We start from the raw sequence: 16108 nt of genomic DNA, 5'->3' as shown, positions 1-16108 counted from the left end.
GAGTCTAGCAGCTGCCTGATAGGCCGCCCGCCCGACCGCAAGCGCCGTCACCCCGGGCAACAAAAGCGTATTAGTATTCGCGAATAATCACCCGCGTGTTCCAGTCATTGCCCTTACCATGAACCCGGAGGCCTTTGTGGGGACGATAGCCGCCCTTATGGGGATGACGGTCGTAGCGACTGTTGTGGTGACGCCAGTAATCGCGTTTGTGGTGGTATTTACCATAGTGGGGGCGGCTGTAATGGTAGGCGCCGTCGTCATAACCATCGCGATAACCGGATCGGTAGGCGTGGCGATAGCCGTGTCGGCGATTGGGGTGTTTGACTACCGCGTGACCACAGTGCGCGTGGTGGCGGTGTACATACCTCACGTCACTGTCGTGCGCGGCATAGACAACGGCAGCCCCCAACAAAACCGCCGCCGCGACGTCTGCATTATCGGCCTGAGCGTGATTTGGCGTGGCAAATACGGCAACTAGTGCCAGCGCAATCCCCGCCAAGAGGTAGTTTCTGGACGCCCCTCTAAATGTCTTGTTCATCGCTATATCCTCCATTAGAGTTTTTAGCCTAATCTTGCTTGGCTTAACCTCAACTGAAGGGCATTGATTTCGCGACTAATTGATACCGCCCAATCACCAGGAATCCGCCATGAGTCACCCCAACCCCCAACCAGAAGACACCTTAGTGATGACGATTGCTATCAATGGTTACGGGTTGCTTTATCAGCGCAATATCGCGAGCCAGCGCCGTTATGCCGAGCGCAATCACTATCACTACCAAGCGGTCACACGTCCGTACTACAGCCCACTGGGCATGGAGGTCGCATGGCTAAAGCTCCACCTGATTCGTTACGCCATGCTAAGTGGCTATAAACAAGTACTATTTGTTGATGCAGATGCATACATTCAGCCGCAGTGCCCTCCTCTAAACGAAGCCGTTCAAGATGGATATAGCATCTACGCCGCGAAGGGCTACAGCAACAGAGTGAACTCAGGAGTGCTGTTATTGCTATCGTGCCCTGAAAGCATCGCTTTTTTAGATCGTGTTATCGGCATGCGTGGCAAAGCGATTCCTGACGGTGACGACGTAGGGTGGGGAGAAAATGGACACGTAATCCACTGTTTGAAGGACGAGCCCCATTTTTTCGAACTCTCTAAGAAGTGGAACAATAATAGCGACCCTGCCGTAGCGGACTATATCCGCCACTTCAGTGCAGGCCCTCTAAGGCAACACTACCAATTTAGTTGGCCTGCCAACGCACTATTTACTTTCCTCAAGTTGGCAAATGGCATTCGTCGCCGCTTTTCATCTCGAGACCTAAATATCGCCGTTGAACTCGAAAAGCTCACACGCCAATGCCTAGCGCACTACCCGCAATTGGATTATGCGCACCGATAAGCCTTTAGCCCGACAAAGGTCTCGCCAGGAAAAACAGGGCTATGACAACGCAGCAGCCTGGTGAGTGGCTTGTAGATGCTTGCCAACCCCGCTTTCGCGCCTACATGACAAAAAGTTATAGCGCCGGCACTTGAAGTATTTTTACACTATGGTGTAAAAATACTTCAAGGTAGAAAAACTACTTATAACAATAAATAAACGGCGGCGTATTGCAGCCCGCCATTCGCCGGAGAGTCATCGTGGATTATTTTACACGCCCTAGCCTCAGTGCTATCGCCGGGGGCATCGCCCTCGGCCTCAGTATTAGCCCGCTCGCCAGTGCCGCCGAGCCAGCCGCTGCCAAACCTGCACAAAAAGGTGTGCTGGAAGAGGTGCTGGTGACAGCGCGAAAGCGCAGTGAAAGTATGCAGGACATCCCTATTGCCGTTACGGCGATTAGCGCCGATAGTCTCCGCGAGCGCGGCATTAGCAACACCAGCGAGTTAACCAAGTCAGTTCCCAGCCTCGAGATTCGCAAGGGTCAAGCCAATCAAATTTACATTCGCGGCATTGGTGAGCGCACCGGTTTTGCCCGCGTTGACCCCACGGTAGGCGTGTATTTAGACGATTTATTCCTACCCCGCTCAGACGGCCAGCTACTCGATACCGTCGACATCGCCAGCATTCAGGTATTACGTGGCCCACAGGGAACACTATTTGGCAAAAACACCACCGGTGGCGCCATGGTGGTCAGCTTGCAAAAACCCGACTCAGAACCCGCTGCTTACGTCGAAGCAGGCGTCGGCAACTACGCCCAGCGGCGCTTAAAAGCTGGCGTCAATTGGCCAATCAGTGATCACTTTTTCACCCGCGCGGCGATTAACATCACCAAAGACGACAAACTTATGTCACCATGGAATTCGTATGTATTTGCGGTATTTGAGTCAAAAATACTTTAAAACGCTCTTTTCTATTCTTTATGCAGCAGTTAGCACATACGAAATCTAAGATTCGATATTCATCCGAAATTAATCAGTGCCGTCGCGATAATTATGCATACGTTATCCTTGTTAACTGAAGATACCAAACCTCGTAACAGGGAACAGAGGGACCCGATATGGCAGAAAGGTGAATCGCCACCAGTCCTCTAGATACTCGCCAGCCTCTCGTGGTGTTGCCTCTCGTACTCTACAGGCGAGAGCTGGTTATTAAAACCATGCCGCCGCTTACTGTTGTAAAACAATTCAATGTAATCAAATATGTCACTGCGAGCTTCGTCTCGTGTGTTGTAGATTTTGCGTTTGATCCGCTCGCGTTTCAGTAATTGAAAAAAGCTTTCCGCCACCGCATTGTCGTGACAATTACCTCGCCTGCTCATACTGCCTTCAAGGCCATGAGCTTTCAGAAATGCGCTCCAGTCATGACTTGTATATTGGCTCCCCTGGTCTGAATGCACTGTAACCATCGTCGTGGGATTGCGCCTCCAGATCGCCATGAGCAATGCATCAAGCACCAGCTCTTTGGTAATCCGCGATTGCATAGACCAGCCAATCACTCGCCGTGAGAACAGGTCTACAACCACAGCAAGATACAACCAGCCTTCGTGAGTTCGGATATGGGTTATATCGGTCACCCAGCTCTGATCCGGCGACTCAGGATTGAACTGTCGTTGCAAGCGATTGGGCGTAACAATATGTACGGCACCATTTGGCGCTCGTGGTTTCCGGTATCCGACCTGAGCCCGAAGCCCTGATTGCTTCATGAGTCGGTGTACTCGATTTGGCCCGCAGTGCTCTCCATGGTCACGCAGATCGCTATGTATCTTGCGATACCCGTAGACGCCACCGGATTCCAGCCAGAACTGTTTAATCAGACCTGTCAGGCGCTCATCGGCCTTGCGGCGCTTGGATTTGGGTTGTTTAAGCCAGGCATAGTATCCGCTGGGATGAACATCCATAAGTCCGCAGAGAGTGAGAACCGGTAGCCGGGAAGCCTGCTCTCGAATAAAGGCGTACCTCACTCGGGGTGGCTGGCGAAGTACGCCGCGGCTTTTTTTAGAATGTCGCGCTCCTCCGTGACTCGTTGGAGCTCTTTCTTTAATCGCCGAATCTCAGCTTGCTCGTCAGCCTTGGCCTGATAGTCGTTGGCTTCAGGTCCGTACTTCTTGATCCAGGCATACAGACTATGCGTTGTGGCGCCAAGTCGGCTGGCAACCTCCGCGACACTGTGACCGCGATCGGTAACCTGTTTGACCGCTTCTATCTTGAATTCTTCTGGGTAACGCTTGTTGCTCATACATAGCTCTCTTTAAGCCATTTTCTCTGGCTGGGAGGTATCTAGTAAACTGGGGGCGATTCAAACTCCATGCTGATTCGCTTATGGAGGTAACGCCGCGACCAGATCCATTTTTGAAAGCTCTTGAAATTAATATTCTTAGAGCAATTCCTCAGGGGGATGTGTCGGCTTCTGCTATTGCAAACATATTAGATATGCCGTTGCGTTCTTTTTATCGGCGCTTAGATCAGCGGAGTATAAATTATAGGCACTTTTTACAAACACTGCGTTATCAATTGGCAAAGCAGTATTTGGCAAATAGTCAGCTTGAATTGGCGGAAATATCTCAATTATTGGGGTATTCTGAGCAAAGCGCCTTTGGTCGTGCATTTAAACAATGGCATGGCGCTACCCCAAACCGGTATAGGCGGTTAATTGAACTGGAGCGCTCAAGGCCGCAGCGGGAAAGTTAATTACGATTAATTGAGTATGGGATAATTTTTGCAAAGTAGAGGTGGGTTTCTGGATAGAGTTAGGCTTTAGGAGTCTGGGTGATTTTAGGATTTGAATATGAGTTAGCGCCCTCTATAAGCCAGCCGACGAAAATAATTGTTTGTTCTACTATTCGCTCTCTATCTTTGGGCTCTTCTAAGTAATCTAAGGCTGCGAATAGTGTATGTTGCGCTATTAGGCGTGTCAGTATTAAAAGTGTTTCGAAATTTGGTAGTGAGTCGTTTTGACCAAGTTTGCTTAGATCCTCCGCTCTATCTAGCGCAAAATCATCCAGCATGCTTTGTAGTGCTCTTCTTAAGCTCGGCAAACTGCCATGTATTTCTCTAGCGCAGAATATTACGCCTAGAGGATGTTCGCTGACGTAGTTAAAATAGTGTTGTGTTGAGGCTCTAATCATATCCTGGGTGTTACCTCCAAAGGCTTTCGCAGCCAGTTGAAGTTCAGCCCTGAGCTCGCTAGCTAGCAGCTCTACTAGTGCTAGGGCGATGTCATCTATTGATTGAAAGTGTCGATAAATTGCTGTGTGGTGCATGCCGGCCTCGCGTGCTAGCTCGCGTAGTCCAATATTTGAAATTGATCGATGCTTTTCGCCAAGCCGCAGTGCCGCCTTCAGTAGCCGGTCACGTCCGCCAATGGGATTGCGGATATTGCTGGGCTGGGGTTTTTCAACTTTATCACTTGAACTCACACTGTTGTCCTGTTTATTTTGTCGGTCGAATTAAATCACAACGCCACTCATATTGACAATTATGTGCTCTAGTGGTTATATTACTGGGCGTCACCAGTTGGTTACTTTGTGAGGTCGAGGTTATAGTTAAGTTTTTGCAGGGCGCGTTATTTAGCTATCGCGGCTATTTTTGTAAAAATTTAGGCTGAACAGAAAAACGTATAAATCCGATAAGGATATGAGTTTTATACAATAAGAATGGATTCCGCCATGATTAAGTTTTTAAACGTCTGGAAGGTAAGGCCCTTCGCGCTTTTTGTATTCGCTGTATTGTCAATTCAAGGTTGTCGGGAAAATAATAAAATTAATGAAAATCAGTCGATTGATGTCGATCAATTGGCTGGTTTGCCATCAAATATCATTCCTAGACCTGGCCCGCCAATTCTTTACGCGCCACCGCCAGTCGCTCCACAGCTTAGCAATACCGGTGTTTGGAATGCGCAGCCTATTCTGATTTCCGGCGCGACTGCTTATCGCTCAGGAGAATTTATCTATCAGGATTGGCTGTTTGACGATCACGGTGCTGCTGGAACTCAGGATTTCACAGACCCTCAAGGACTGGGGAGCACCAGCTATATTTTTTCTCGTAAAGCGGGAACATTAACCTATCCGACGAATTCGGCTTATGCCAATAATGCTGCCGATCTCGTTGAGCTGCGGGTACGAGCTTTAAACAATGCGACGGCTTTTCGGCTAACGCTAAATACAATGATGGAGCCAGAGCTTTCCGCATTCACGCTTGCGATTGGCGCCTCCGATGAACCTGTAGATTGGCCTCTCGGCGCGGGCGTTAGGTCGCCTGCAGTTATCTTTGTCACAGTACATGGCAATGAAGCGGTTGCCCATAAAGCAAGTGACTTAACTGTTATAGAGGCTGATATCACTGTAAATGTGGATCGAGTGCGGCGTCAGATTGAGGTAAGAGTTCCCCACGGTATATGGCGTCCAGGTCGAGGTAAAGTTCGTTTGGCTGCGGGTGTAGGATTATGGGATTTGGAGTCTGGCCAGTATCTTCAGCCGGGGTTGATCGCAAATGACACTACGCCAGGCGGCGCAGCCATTTCTGGGGCGGCACTGTATAACGTAGCATTTCGTGAAGAACCCATGCCGCAATTTACTGCCAAGAGCGGTAGAACAATTGTTGGTGCTGCTGCGCAGGCGTTAGCTGAAGCGCATTTTTGGCGGGAACGAGCGCAGGCAGATGCGCTCAGCTCAGGCGATATAAGCGCGTTCTATGCGGTTGTCGATTTTGCAAAACTTATGGACTCCATCACGGATGAATCCGGTGTGCCGTTAACGGGGCACATGAACCGAATCTTTGCTAGTAGGTTTGAGTACGGGCAAGGCGTTGATTACGCTCGTCAATGTGGAATTGGAACGACGGGGGAGTGTGATGGGCCTCTTATTGGGCAATTGCAGCCCTATGCGATCTATGTGCCGCGAACGCCCCCATCCGTGGAGGGTTATGGCCTAACATTATTACTACATGCCCTGTCGGCTAATTTTAATCAGTATTTAGGTAGTCGGCACGCAGAGCAGTATGGTGAGCGCGGTCGCGGTAGTATTGTTATAACGCCTGCGGCGCGAGGGCCTGATGGTTTTTACATCGACATGGCTGAAGCTGATGTATTCGAAGTCTGGGCTGATGTTGCGCGTCATTATAAACTTGACCCAGAATGGGTTGCTATGAGCGGGATCTCTATGGGTGGCATTGGAAGTTTCCGCCTTGCGTCACGCTACCCTGATTTATTTGCTCGAATTGCGCCGGTAGTCGCGACCACACCAGTCGAGCACCTCGTGGCGAGTATGCATAATGTCCCCGTTATGATGTGGGTTTCAGTTCTGGATGAGCTGCAATCATTGCCGTTAACTGAGCTTACAGTGCAAGCGCTAGACAGTGCTGGCTTAAGATATGATGTATTAAGCTTCCCAACCTGGGACCACCTTTCCCCCTCAACCTATGATTACTATCCCCAGGCAACTGAGTTTCTTGGGGAGCATTTGGTAGAACGTAACCCGGCTAGGGTGCGGTATATTATAGATCGCTCGCAAGATAGTCCGCGCGCGGGAGTCGTTGCACCAAGTGGAGCGTATTGGGTTTCTAATATAGAGCTTAATGATGAGCAACTTTTAACTGGCGAAATTGATATTGTTACAGAGGGGCTTGGTGTGGCTCAGGGTGAGCCAACGCCGCTCAGTTCAAACGTCGGTGTCCTTTCTGGAGGTAGCCACGAGCCAGCGCCTTATGTCCGTCGTCAGCGTGGTTGGAGTTCGAGCACTGCAATTCCGCCTACCGATCGCGTACATATAAAGGCTCGAAATGTAAAATATCTGCAAATAGATCCCGCTCGCGCGGGCTTGAGTTGTTTTCCTGATATTAGAATTGAGGCGGATGGTCCAGTCGAGGTGGGGCTGATAGGTTGCTGAGTGAGGATGATTCTGAGTTGTTAATTGAGTTTCATCTGCGCTTACTCGTTGAATGGGAGTAAGCGTCCGGCAAACCCACATTGCTACGGCCGCCAATTATGCGGCAATAGTTCGCTGATCTTTGATGCCCGCTGAGTCGGTAGCTTTTCCATTACTCTTTTAGGTAGGCCTGTGGGTTTAAACCATTAATCTTCGCGGACTGGATTAAGGTCATTACGTTAGCCGCACGCTGACCACTGCGCAGTGAACCCGCAAACAGCCAGTTCGAACGGCCAAGCGCCCAAGGCCTAATTTGATTCTCCACCCAGTTATTGTCGATGGGCACAGTGCCATCATCAAGGTAGCGCGTGAGCGCATCCCAGCGTTTCAAGCTGTATTGGATTGCTTTGGCCGTCGCGCTGCCATCGGGTACCTGGTAATCCTCCCATTTTTAGCTGATGCTCAAAAGCGAGGTTAAGTGGACATCGTTCGCACCCTCAGCAGAGAGGCAAAACACTTATGTATCTTGTATTTAATTCTGATAGATTTAGCTTCAATAGGCACCCTAATCACAGTCACCAGGACAAAAATGCGGAGGAACTAACACCAATTTGAGTGGCCAATCCTGCTGAGGTTTAGAACCCCTTCACTTTCTCTGCCGCACGTTCGACCCAGGATTCCAGTGCATCAAACTCAATCTTGATTTTGTTATCAGGATGCCCTAAATATTCTCGAATTTTCGTATTTTGAGAAACAAATCTCCTTTTCCAATTCATTGCCTTAGGACCTTCTTTTCCGTAAGAGGTCATTAATTCATCAAGAATAGCAAGGAAAGTCGAAGTAGTGTCGCCGGCTCGGAAGAATAAAGTTGACAGACTTTCTGGTTCGAATTCACCTTTTTTATTAAGCTTAGACGTCAGCTCAATCTCCAAAACCTGCACGGTCGTAGACTCATCTCGATAAATAATTGCATGACAATATCGGCGAGGTCGGCCATCAATCAAATGCTGGCTTCGGCATTTCATTTTAGGAACGGCACCCATTTTGTCTTCTATCCTCCAACCGTACTCCTCTTTCAATTTTTGCAGCATTGCTTGGAAAAGCACGATTTTCTCAGGAGCGTCTACGAGCTCTGGAGGATCTAGATTTTCTACATCTGCCCTAGGTCCGTTGCCATTGTCGCGTCCTCTCTGCAAGCTTCCTAATTCTTCGGGTGTTTGTTCCTCTAATTCATCAAGGTTGGACTCAACCATTGGAGGGAGTGCTCGAACATGTCGTGGGCTGCGTCGAGTATCCAGTTCTACATCAAAATTTAGTCCGCTACGTCCCAGTTTCACAAAGTGCCGCTTTTTACCTGATTTAGGTGACGTACTCGGGTCGATTTCTTTAATATCAGATACGATGCTCTGCGATCATGTGTTTGGCTACCTGCTTGCGGCCGGCGGGCTTTACCACTTTTTTGACAGAACGTCCTTCATCGCTTCGACTTCAAGGAGCTTGTCGGCTAATAGTTTCTTGAGCTTGTTGTTCTCGCTCTCCAACTCTCGTAACCGTTTGGCTTCGTTGACTTCCATTCCGGCAAACTTGCTGCGCCAGTTATAGAAAGTGCCCGTCGAGATACCTAGGTTGCGACAGATGCCATCTACCTTGGCTCCAGCCTCATGCTCTTTGATGGCCTTGATGATTTGTTCGTCGCTGTATCGCTTCTTCATACTGAGATCTCCATCCCGTTAGGTTAACCGGAAATCTCATCTTGGTCATGGTTCTAAAATCGGGGGAAAGGTCAATACAGCCCACCACTTAGCATACACTTAAACCAAACCAAGCTTTCGCTTTACATCCAGGCTCATTGAATCGAGCGTTTTCTGAAAAAGTTCGTCGACTGTCTTTTCCATAGCATCTGCATTACGTTTTCTATCATCCTGTATTTGCTTAATAAGTTCCGCCTTTTGCTTTTGTTTAAGGCCACCTTGTTTTTTAGCAAGCCGTTTTATTTTTTTATCTTCGAGAGCCTTATTGACACTATCAAAATAATTAGTCAAATCGCGAGAGTAACTATTGCTGTTAAATAAAGGCTGCGGATTCACCCCGACAATTTTCGCCACCTCTGCCTTTGTAATTTGATAACTTGACCGCAGAGTGTAGTCGGTTTTATTACCATGCGAACGAATGTATCTGTCCTTGTATTTTTTTAACTCACAAATTACCTGATAGGATTTCAAAGAACTATTTTTTGAGCTTACCCACTTTGGCAGAGCTTCTATATTTTCAGGATGTTGAGCATCTATAAACTGTGCCAAGTAACTATCATCAATCATGCGAAACCTCAATTAATTCCTTTGAGATGGACTCATCGGCTACAGCTATAGCCTTTTCAAGATGAACGATAAAATCTCCATACTTGCCCGGGGAAGCTTTTCGTTGAAGCTCCCTCACCCTGCGCAAGGCGGATCTAACGATCCGAAGTGGCTCAATCTTAAAAAAGGCTGGCAAGTTTTCATTAAGGCACGCTTTAATATCATTTTTGATATATATAACGATCCCTTCATAATTTCCTTCGTCTATGCTGGCATTAATACAAGACAGACATAACTTTGGTTCTGCAAGATAGCGCCTTGGTTCACCATCCTGTGAGCAGCGTGCAGTCTTCTTTGTGCTCTGTCTTAGCAAGCAGAAAGACCAGGGATTGGGTTGGATATCATCCACCCTATCCTCAGCGATAGTGTTTGCCAGTTTTAAAACATCCTCCTCCGAAACAACATGTGTATAACGAAGCGCTTTATCCAAAAAACGATCGAAACCGCCAGCGTATTCTCTATTTTCATCTGCCAATGACAAAATTTGACTTCTTACAGTTCTGTTAATTACAGTGCGCTTTGCTATCTGCATAACTATCTTCGTTTCCTTGTCCCGCAAATAGGCCATAAAGAAACTTTCGTCCATATGCTTGAAATTCGCTCGAATGAATCGACCAACATCGCCACGATAACGACATAACACCGCCTCAGCCCAAATATGCCTAAAAGAATGTGGTGTTGGATACCTCATATTCTCAAGCAATCTTCGGGTGATCGATCTAGAGCTTTGCTTATCAAGCTTTCCATTCACGCTTCTAATAAAGGTTTTTTCTTCTTCATTTAGGAGCGTATCCAACAATAATGCCCCTCTGTTCTCCCAATATTCATCTAACCAACATCTTATAGTTGCAGAAAAACTATTACCGAATACTGCAGAGACTGCCGTGTAGATGGGAAGATCCTGCCGAAGCTCCTCCATTGTAGAAATAAGCTGTTGCATCTCGCTTTTTCTGCTTCGCCCTGCATCATTTGTGGATGCGGTCGTGGCTTGCCCGACGCCACGACTCGAAGTAGTAGATTCGGAATTCGAGGGCTCGACATCAGCAAGCTTAGCAAATAGGGAATAGTTTAGTACGAAGTCTGGCCAGGGCTGCGCTACTGAAATCCCCAACGGCCAGCGCTCAAGTATTGATTTATGCGTATCGCCTGCAGGCTCTTCAAACCTGTCTAGCTGAAAAAGAATAATATATGTTTGGAGAGTTATTTCTCTCTCTTGCTTAGATGCGCCGCCAGTCTTTGGGACCTTCCACCGAACATGGAACCTCCAGGGGGTATAGAGATTATCAAGAATGTCTTCATTTTTTGATATATCAATCGACTTGCAGTTAAAACCAAATTCACTTGATCGCCATCCAGTTAGCCCAGCAATTTGAACAATGCCTGCGCACAAAACGCGCTTTACGAAACTCGCAGGAAAAGATGAAAATAGTTTTTTCGACGACGGTCTTACATGCTTGTAGAGAATTGATTCCTTCTCGAATATATTCGTTAAAAGAGATGACGTATCGGCTGCGCTCGACAGCCTTTTGGCATTCCTCTTAACCACCTTCTTGCACAAGATAATAAATTCACTGAATTCAATTTTAGAGTAATCACCATTGCTAGCAAGAGCGGATTTGTATCTCCTGAATATTTCTTCTGTGCGATCGCTCTCTTTTATTATGTAAATAGAGAACAAGACCGACCTAACGAACTCCTGGGAATCATATCTTTCTGGAAACCCGCTCTCTTCGAGGATATTGCTAGTTGAGTCTAGCCTGAACGCAGACACAATTTCCGCAGTCTCATTAAAGTGTTTTTCAAAAGTATTATACAGAAAATCTATGGACTTCTGTATTTCTTCAATGGATAGCTGGTTAAGCCTATCTCGATGGGGAAGCGCTTTAATATCGCTGGCCGAAAATCCGGCCAGCAGCGGATACACTAGCTCAGATACAGCCGCCTTTAGAGAGTCTTTGGATTTTACCCCAGGAAATAGATGTTCTAAATATTCCCTCGCCTTCGGCAGAGTAAGATCCATTGCTCTGGCAGCCTGATACTCATCTTCGAAGATATTGGCACAATGATCTAAATAGTGCTTTCCTACATCCAAAGTTAAAAAATTAAAACTCCCACCTTTTGAATAATCACTAAGAGTCATATTCATAACGGATATACAAGTACTATTTAAAGCCTCAAGAGCCACTGAACGATTTATTGGAGCAACAACGCATTCTGCGCCGTATGCGCTCATCATAGCGCTTATTTCATACAGCTTTATTCCACCAAATATTGTCCCATGGGCTGGAACTTGAATACGCTTACGGGGAGGATATTTCTCGCAATCATGCAATAGTGCATATGAGAAGAAATCTTCCAAATCTTCTTTTAAAATTATTGTCTTCCTGCTTTCATATAGATATAAAAACACTAATTTTAAAAACCTAAATGATGTAACCACCCCTCCAGAATAATAATAACGACTTATTAATTTAACTGTTATAAGCTTTATCACATCTATAGGGCTAAGAGAAATTCGCTCGCCATCAAAATCTATCTTCAAACTAGAAGACGCATTTTTATAAACATCACCCGGAAGATTAAAATCCAAGTCGACACACCTATTCCTCAGCCCCGTTAGAGTCCAAAGGTTGTCAGAAAAACATTGGCCGCGCCGTATACCCCAAAGATTCAGTTCGAGATCCATCTGAGAAACAAAATTCTCATGCATTAATGATCTATTCTTGATGTCATGATCAGACATATCAAACTCTTATTTGAGAAGAAAACAATGGGGGCAAGCTATCTTTATATTGCGAATATATAACTTCAGCTTTGGAAATAGATTCCATGCTAAAAACTTTTCTATCAAACAATTGCTCTATCCATTCTGCAGTAGGAAGAGCCTCGTTAAAAAGAAATTCCGGCGAACGCCTAATTAATAATTTATGTTTTTCATCAAGCTGCGCAAGAAAATGCATATATTTAACAATAGAATACGCATCATCTAATATATATACTTCCTGCTCTCGATTTGATTGCATCTGGTATGATTCTGCAACACCGAAGTTTTTAATATCACCAGAGCTCTTACCTGTTACCACTTTCATCCTGACCAGAGCCTCCTTAGATCTTGAATCTATTGTCTTTAGTGCTTTAGAAAATTCCGAATTAAAGTTTTGCAAATCTTGCTTGGATGGCCGAAATAAATTAATAGCAAAATCTTGCATTACAGCCCTTGTAATCCGCCCAGCATTATTCATCCACTCTTCATTTTCTTTGGTTAAGTATGCATTTCTTTCAGTACGATCGGAATGGGAATGGTAATTCATAAGAGAAGATGGATCGAATGTATCTGAGCGAGCGTACACTGCCGCAGTTTTTATAGAGTTTGGTGCGAACAGTGATTTTTTCAAAGGAGTACTTGAATTTTCATGAGCCCTGGTCTTCGCGCAGTATTTTTCGCCATTGGATACCAAAGCCGATAAACAATTTAGAAAAACAGGCACTGAGCCCTCGGATTTTAGACTAGCAAGTACTTTCGGCCTAAATTCATGATTAAAGTTTTCGATCATTCGAAAGAATTCGCCATTAACTTCTTTCATTTTTGGACTCCAAGATACGTACGCACCTACCCCAGCACTTGCACCAAAGGCGGATAGATGACCGAAAACAGCTCTTCCTAACAAGCTGTTCGCATCTATATCTTCAACATCGAGTGATCGTTTTGCACGACCCTTGTAGTAGCGCAAACTTATGTGTGTAACCTGACCTGTACGCCTTCGCATATAGGTAAAAGAAGAGTATTTCAGCTTATATATATCTGATTGCTGGACCGTTAGAGACCCCATAAGCCAACCGAATAAAAGGTTTTCTCCTTCACAAATCGGTATTTGCGATATTTCCGCGACTTCACCTGGCAATGCTGCATAGTCAATTAATTCCATAATGAACTTGATGTTAAACCCCCACGCATTGGTAACGTTAAACATTGAGTCCATCACCATTACCCCATCAAGCCTTGCCTTGAACGGCCGATTGGAAAAAAAGTTTTTTATTTGGCGTTCTTGATAGTCATATCCATCACTAGTACTCATCCGCACAAAGATGCGTATCGCCATGTCTAGGTACGGATTGCATCTTCGCTTCTTATTATAGGCACGCTGTATAGAGGCCACATTCTCTGCATTACAGTATTGCCTTGCGAGCCTAGCTTGAAATCGTTTGCCAAAATCGGAGTTACTTATAAGGGTCGGATCATTCAGGATAATCTTTTCTTCACGGAAAAAATCAATCAATGCCATTTTACAATGCTGCATTTCTAGCATAATCGTCGCCGCTGTAATCTTAATTGACTTAACGACAACTTTAGGGGAGGCCAAAAGGGAATAGGTATCATGACCCACGCCAACCACTTCATCCCTAAGCCAATCATGTTCGCTAAGCCAGCGATTTATTGTATATGACTCTTTGTCTGAATGGTTCGCTGGTACGGCATTCGTTTCGCCTTGGGAGCGAAGATATGCTCGCTCTTTAGAATCAATTGTTTTAGAGAATGGATCAAAGGCCAGAGCAATAAATATCATTTTTTTTATTTGGGATAGCCTGCTACTATGGGTCTTTACCTTCCCATCATTTAATCTCCATTCTTCAAATTCTTTATACAATGCAATTCCACTTCCTTCTGAAGCGCTGCGAAGGTTGATAAATTCCACCAAAAGCCTTATTGCATCGGCAAAGTTATCCCTAACGGCTTGACTATATTCACGAGGAGATTTTATAAATATAACGTAAGCGGCTGCGTTAGCGACTTTGAAGATTAAATCGACGTATTTGTCCTCGCCAGGAGTTGTTAAAGTAAACCGGCGAGTATTTCCTGTGGTTTTTTTACCCGTAACTGGTATGACAATAGATATCGCGTCCGGGTCATAAGGGATTTCTTCTGGAGTTTTAGTACGGGACCTAAATTCTCGCACCATCTTTTTCTGCTCAACGACAACAATCTCTTGCTCGCTTGTTTCATCAGAACTACAGGAATTTCTTTTATTATCCACTAAATATCCTGCATATATTTTGTTTTGAGGTGGCAGCTTCGAATATATTGGGCTGTCGTTTTTGGCGCAGATCCATCGGCAGCACTGTGCCCCATTAATGCAGCAACTGTAAGATACACTTGCGAGGTTGAGACAACATCGTCATATCTTACCCCCCTGCCATCCGCAAGGCCAAAGAACATATCAGTTCCAAAAGAGTGCCTTAGGACGTGATAAGAGTGATTCTTGTCAAGCTCCTGGCCTCGCTCAGGAAGTAGCCCATTTTCTTGTTTCCTCAAAACAACCCGCTTTATTTTTTCGAATACCTTAGTCGCCCTATTCTCCGCGATAGACGTTCCATAACTGCCCGGCGCTGCATTAACAAAAAAACTTTTATTTTTTATATCCGGACGTTCATTAATGTAATAATCCCGCATGCGCAATAATAAGTCCCTATGGATAAACAAAACCCTTGATTCGCCACCTTTTCTTCTTTTTGATTTGGAGTATTTACCTTGCAAAAAATATTCGAATTCCTGTTGTTTTGGATTTCTTTCGGCCCGTTCAAATAGAGATTTTAATCCTGGATAGCGAGAGTTTCCTACGAAAAAATCTTCAACAAGAAACCCCAAGTTTTCTTTACTTCTAACACCGAGCTCCCCCGCGGTTTTCAACAGTAACTCATCTCGTATAGAAGGCGCATTTCTGTATAAAATAGACCGCAATTCCGGCGTTAAATATTTGACTGCTGTTCTTGGTATTTCGTTTGCACGAGCGATCTCTTTCATATCCGCAAATATCATGAGGCTTTTAGCATCGGTGAAGCCCGTTACCGCGAGATAATTATAGTATGCATTTAGTGCCATAATGTGCTGAACTGCCGATCCTGTTGAAGCTCCTCGCTCTGCAATCAACACGTCATTTATATAGCTATTTAGTATTGATGTATCGGCATTGTGATGATTAGCAAGGTTTAGCCCGTCACCCCCAATGCGTCCTTCCGAATACTTCTCTACCCACTCAAGGAAGTTACCAAGCTTGTCTTCGACCATGCGGCGTGTTTTTAATGTCGCGTCTTTCAGCTCCATGGTATTTGCAACAAAACCGTTTTTGTTTGTTTTCTTTTGGCTGACGTAGTAAGAACCACTACGAGAAATTGAGTAGCTGAATAGGCTGGGCAGAATAACAAGCGAGAGGTCATCTCTCACGTAGACGGCGCATCCAAATGTCTTAGACCGAACCTTTTGCATACGCTATCGTATTTTGAAGTATGTGGACAAATAATACACGATTAGTAGGAAACTTACATTCAATATGTTACCTCGAATACATGGGGATACTTACGGCTTTATGTCACCATGGAATTCGTATGTATTTGCGGTATTTGAGTCAAAAATACTTTAAAACGCTCTTTTCTATTCTTTATGCAGCAGTTAGCACATA

The 16108-nt window shown here is 45.5% G+C and carries 12 protein-coding genes and 2 pseudogenes; 4 read left to right on the top strand and 10 right to left on the bottom strand.

Going from position 1 to position 16108, the window contains the following annotated elements; all coding sequences use genetic code 11:
• Positions 1-70 precede the first annotated feature (70 nt).
• Positions 71-538, bottom strand: coding sequence for a hypothetical protein (locus H573_RS19540; protein WP_154653884.1), 468 nt, complete (start codon positions 536-538; stop codon positions 71-73).
• 109 nt (positions 539-647) lie between these two features.
• On the opposite strand from H573_RS19540, the gene H573_RS17950 reads away from it, so the two are divergent.
• Together H573_RS17950 and H573_RS0111470 are read left to right on the top strand one after the other, a co-directional pair.
• A complete protein-coding gene (locus tag H573_RS17950; RefSeq protein ID WP_051171231.1) occupies positions 648-1397 on the top strand; it encodes a hypothetical protein in 750 nt (249 codons plus the stop codon).
• A 239-nt stretch (positions 1398-1636) separates the two neighbouring features.
• Positions 1637-2335: a TonB-dependent receptor plug domain-containing protein gene (locus H573_RS0111470; RefSeq protein WP_027874402.1), complete on the top strand. Its 699-nt coding sequence runs from the start codon at positions 1637-1639 to the stop codon at positions 2333-2335.
• A 188-nt stretch (positions 2336-2523) separates the two neighbouring features.
• Here the strand turns inward: H573_RS0111470 and H573_RS0111465 are convergent.
• Positions 2524-3671, bottom strand: a protein-coding gene (locus H573_RS0111465; protein WP_154653883.1) for an IS3 family transposase whose coding sequence is annotated in 2 segments (ribosomal slippage) — positions 2524-3434 and positions 3434-3671 — 1149 coding nt in all. Because the reading frame shifts where the segments join, the coding sequence is not laid out codon by codon here.
• Positions 3672-3754: 83 nt separating this feature from the next.
• On the opposite strand from H573_RS0111465, the gene H573_RS19340 reads away from it, so the two are divergent.
• Positions 3755-4123 (top strand): helix-turn-helix domain-containing protein, encoded by a 369-nt coding sequence (locus H573_RS19340; protein WP_084498037.1) that lies wholly within the window; start codon positions 3755-3757, stop codon positions 4121-4123.
• Positions 4124-4182: 59 nt separating this feature from the next.
• On the opposite strand, the gene H573_RS0111455 is transcribed toward H573_RS19340, so the two are convergent.
• Positions 4183-4851, bottom strand: a complete 669-nt coding sequence (locus H573_RS0111455) for a TetR/AcrR family transcriptional regulator (RefSeq protein WP_027874399.1) — start codon at positions 4849-4851, stop codon at positions 4183-4185.
• A 249-nt stretch (positions 4852-5100) separates the two neighbouring features.
• Between H573_RS0111455 and H573_RS0111450 the strand changes: the two genes are divergently transcribed.
• A complete protein-coding gene (locus H573_RS0111450; RefSeq protein WP_154653882.1) occupies positions 5101-7317 on the top strand; it encodes a hypothetical protein in 2217 nt (738 codons plus the stop codon).
• An 83-nt stretch (positions 7318-7400) separates the two neighbouring features.
• Here the strand turns inward: H573_RS0111450 and H573_RS17945 are convergent.
• From H573_RS17945 to H573_RS0111415, 7 genes and pseudogenes are all read right to left on the bottom strand, one after another.
• Positions 7401-7729, bottom strand: a pseudogene (locus H573_RS17945) (IS66 family transposase); the annotation flags it as partial.
• Positions 7730-7931: 202 nt separating this feature from the next.
• Positions 7932-8633: a Tn7-like element transposition protein TnsE gene (locus H573_RS17940; RefSeq protein WP_234701870.1), complete on the bottom strand. Its 702-nt coding sequence runs from the start codon at positions 8631-8633 to the stop codon at positions 7932-7934.
• Positions 8634-8750: 117 nt separating this feature from the next.
• Positions 8751-9008: pseudogene (locus H573_RS0111435) on the bottom strand (transposase); the annotation flags it as partial.
• 99 nt (positions 9009-9107) lie between these two features.
• Positions 9108-9614, bottom strand: a complete 507-nt coding sequence (locus H573_RS0111430; RefSeq protein ID WP_027874396.1) for a hypothetical protein — start codon at positions 9612-9614, stop codon at positions 9108-9110.
• Entirely contained in the window at positions 9607-12396 is a 2790-nt protein-coding gene (locus H573_RS0111425) for a hypothetical protein (protein ID WP_027874395.1), read from the bottom strand. The genes H573_RS0111430 and H573_RS0111425 overlap by 8 nt, the downstream gene beginning before the upstream one ends.
• A 1-nt stretch (position 12397) precedes the next feature.
• Positions 12398-14686: a hypothetical protein gene (locus tag H573_RS0111420; RefSeq protein ID WP_027874394.1), complete on the bottom strand. Its 2289-nt coding sequence runs from the start codon at positions 14684-14686 to the stop codon at positions 12398-12400.
• Positions 14686-15873, bottom strand: coding sequence for a tyrosine-type recombinase/integrase (locus tag H573_RS0111415; RefSeq protein ID WP_154653881.1), 1188 nt, complete (start codon positions 15871-15873; stop codon positions 14686-14688). Before H573_RS0111415 ends, H573_RS0111420 begins: the two co-directional genes overlap by 1 nt.
• Between the last annotated feature and the right edge of the window lie 235 nt (positions 15874-16108).

Origin of the sequence: Neomelitea salexigens DSM 19753 (assembly GCF_000422345.1) — a bacterium.
GTDB classification, from domain to species: domain Bacteria; phylum Pseudomonadota; class Gammaproteobacteria; order Pseudomonadales; family Spongiibacteraceae; genus Spongiibacter; species Spongiibacter marinus_A.
This window is presented reverse-complemented; position numbering and strand designations above follow the sequence as displayed.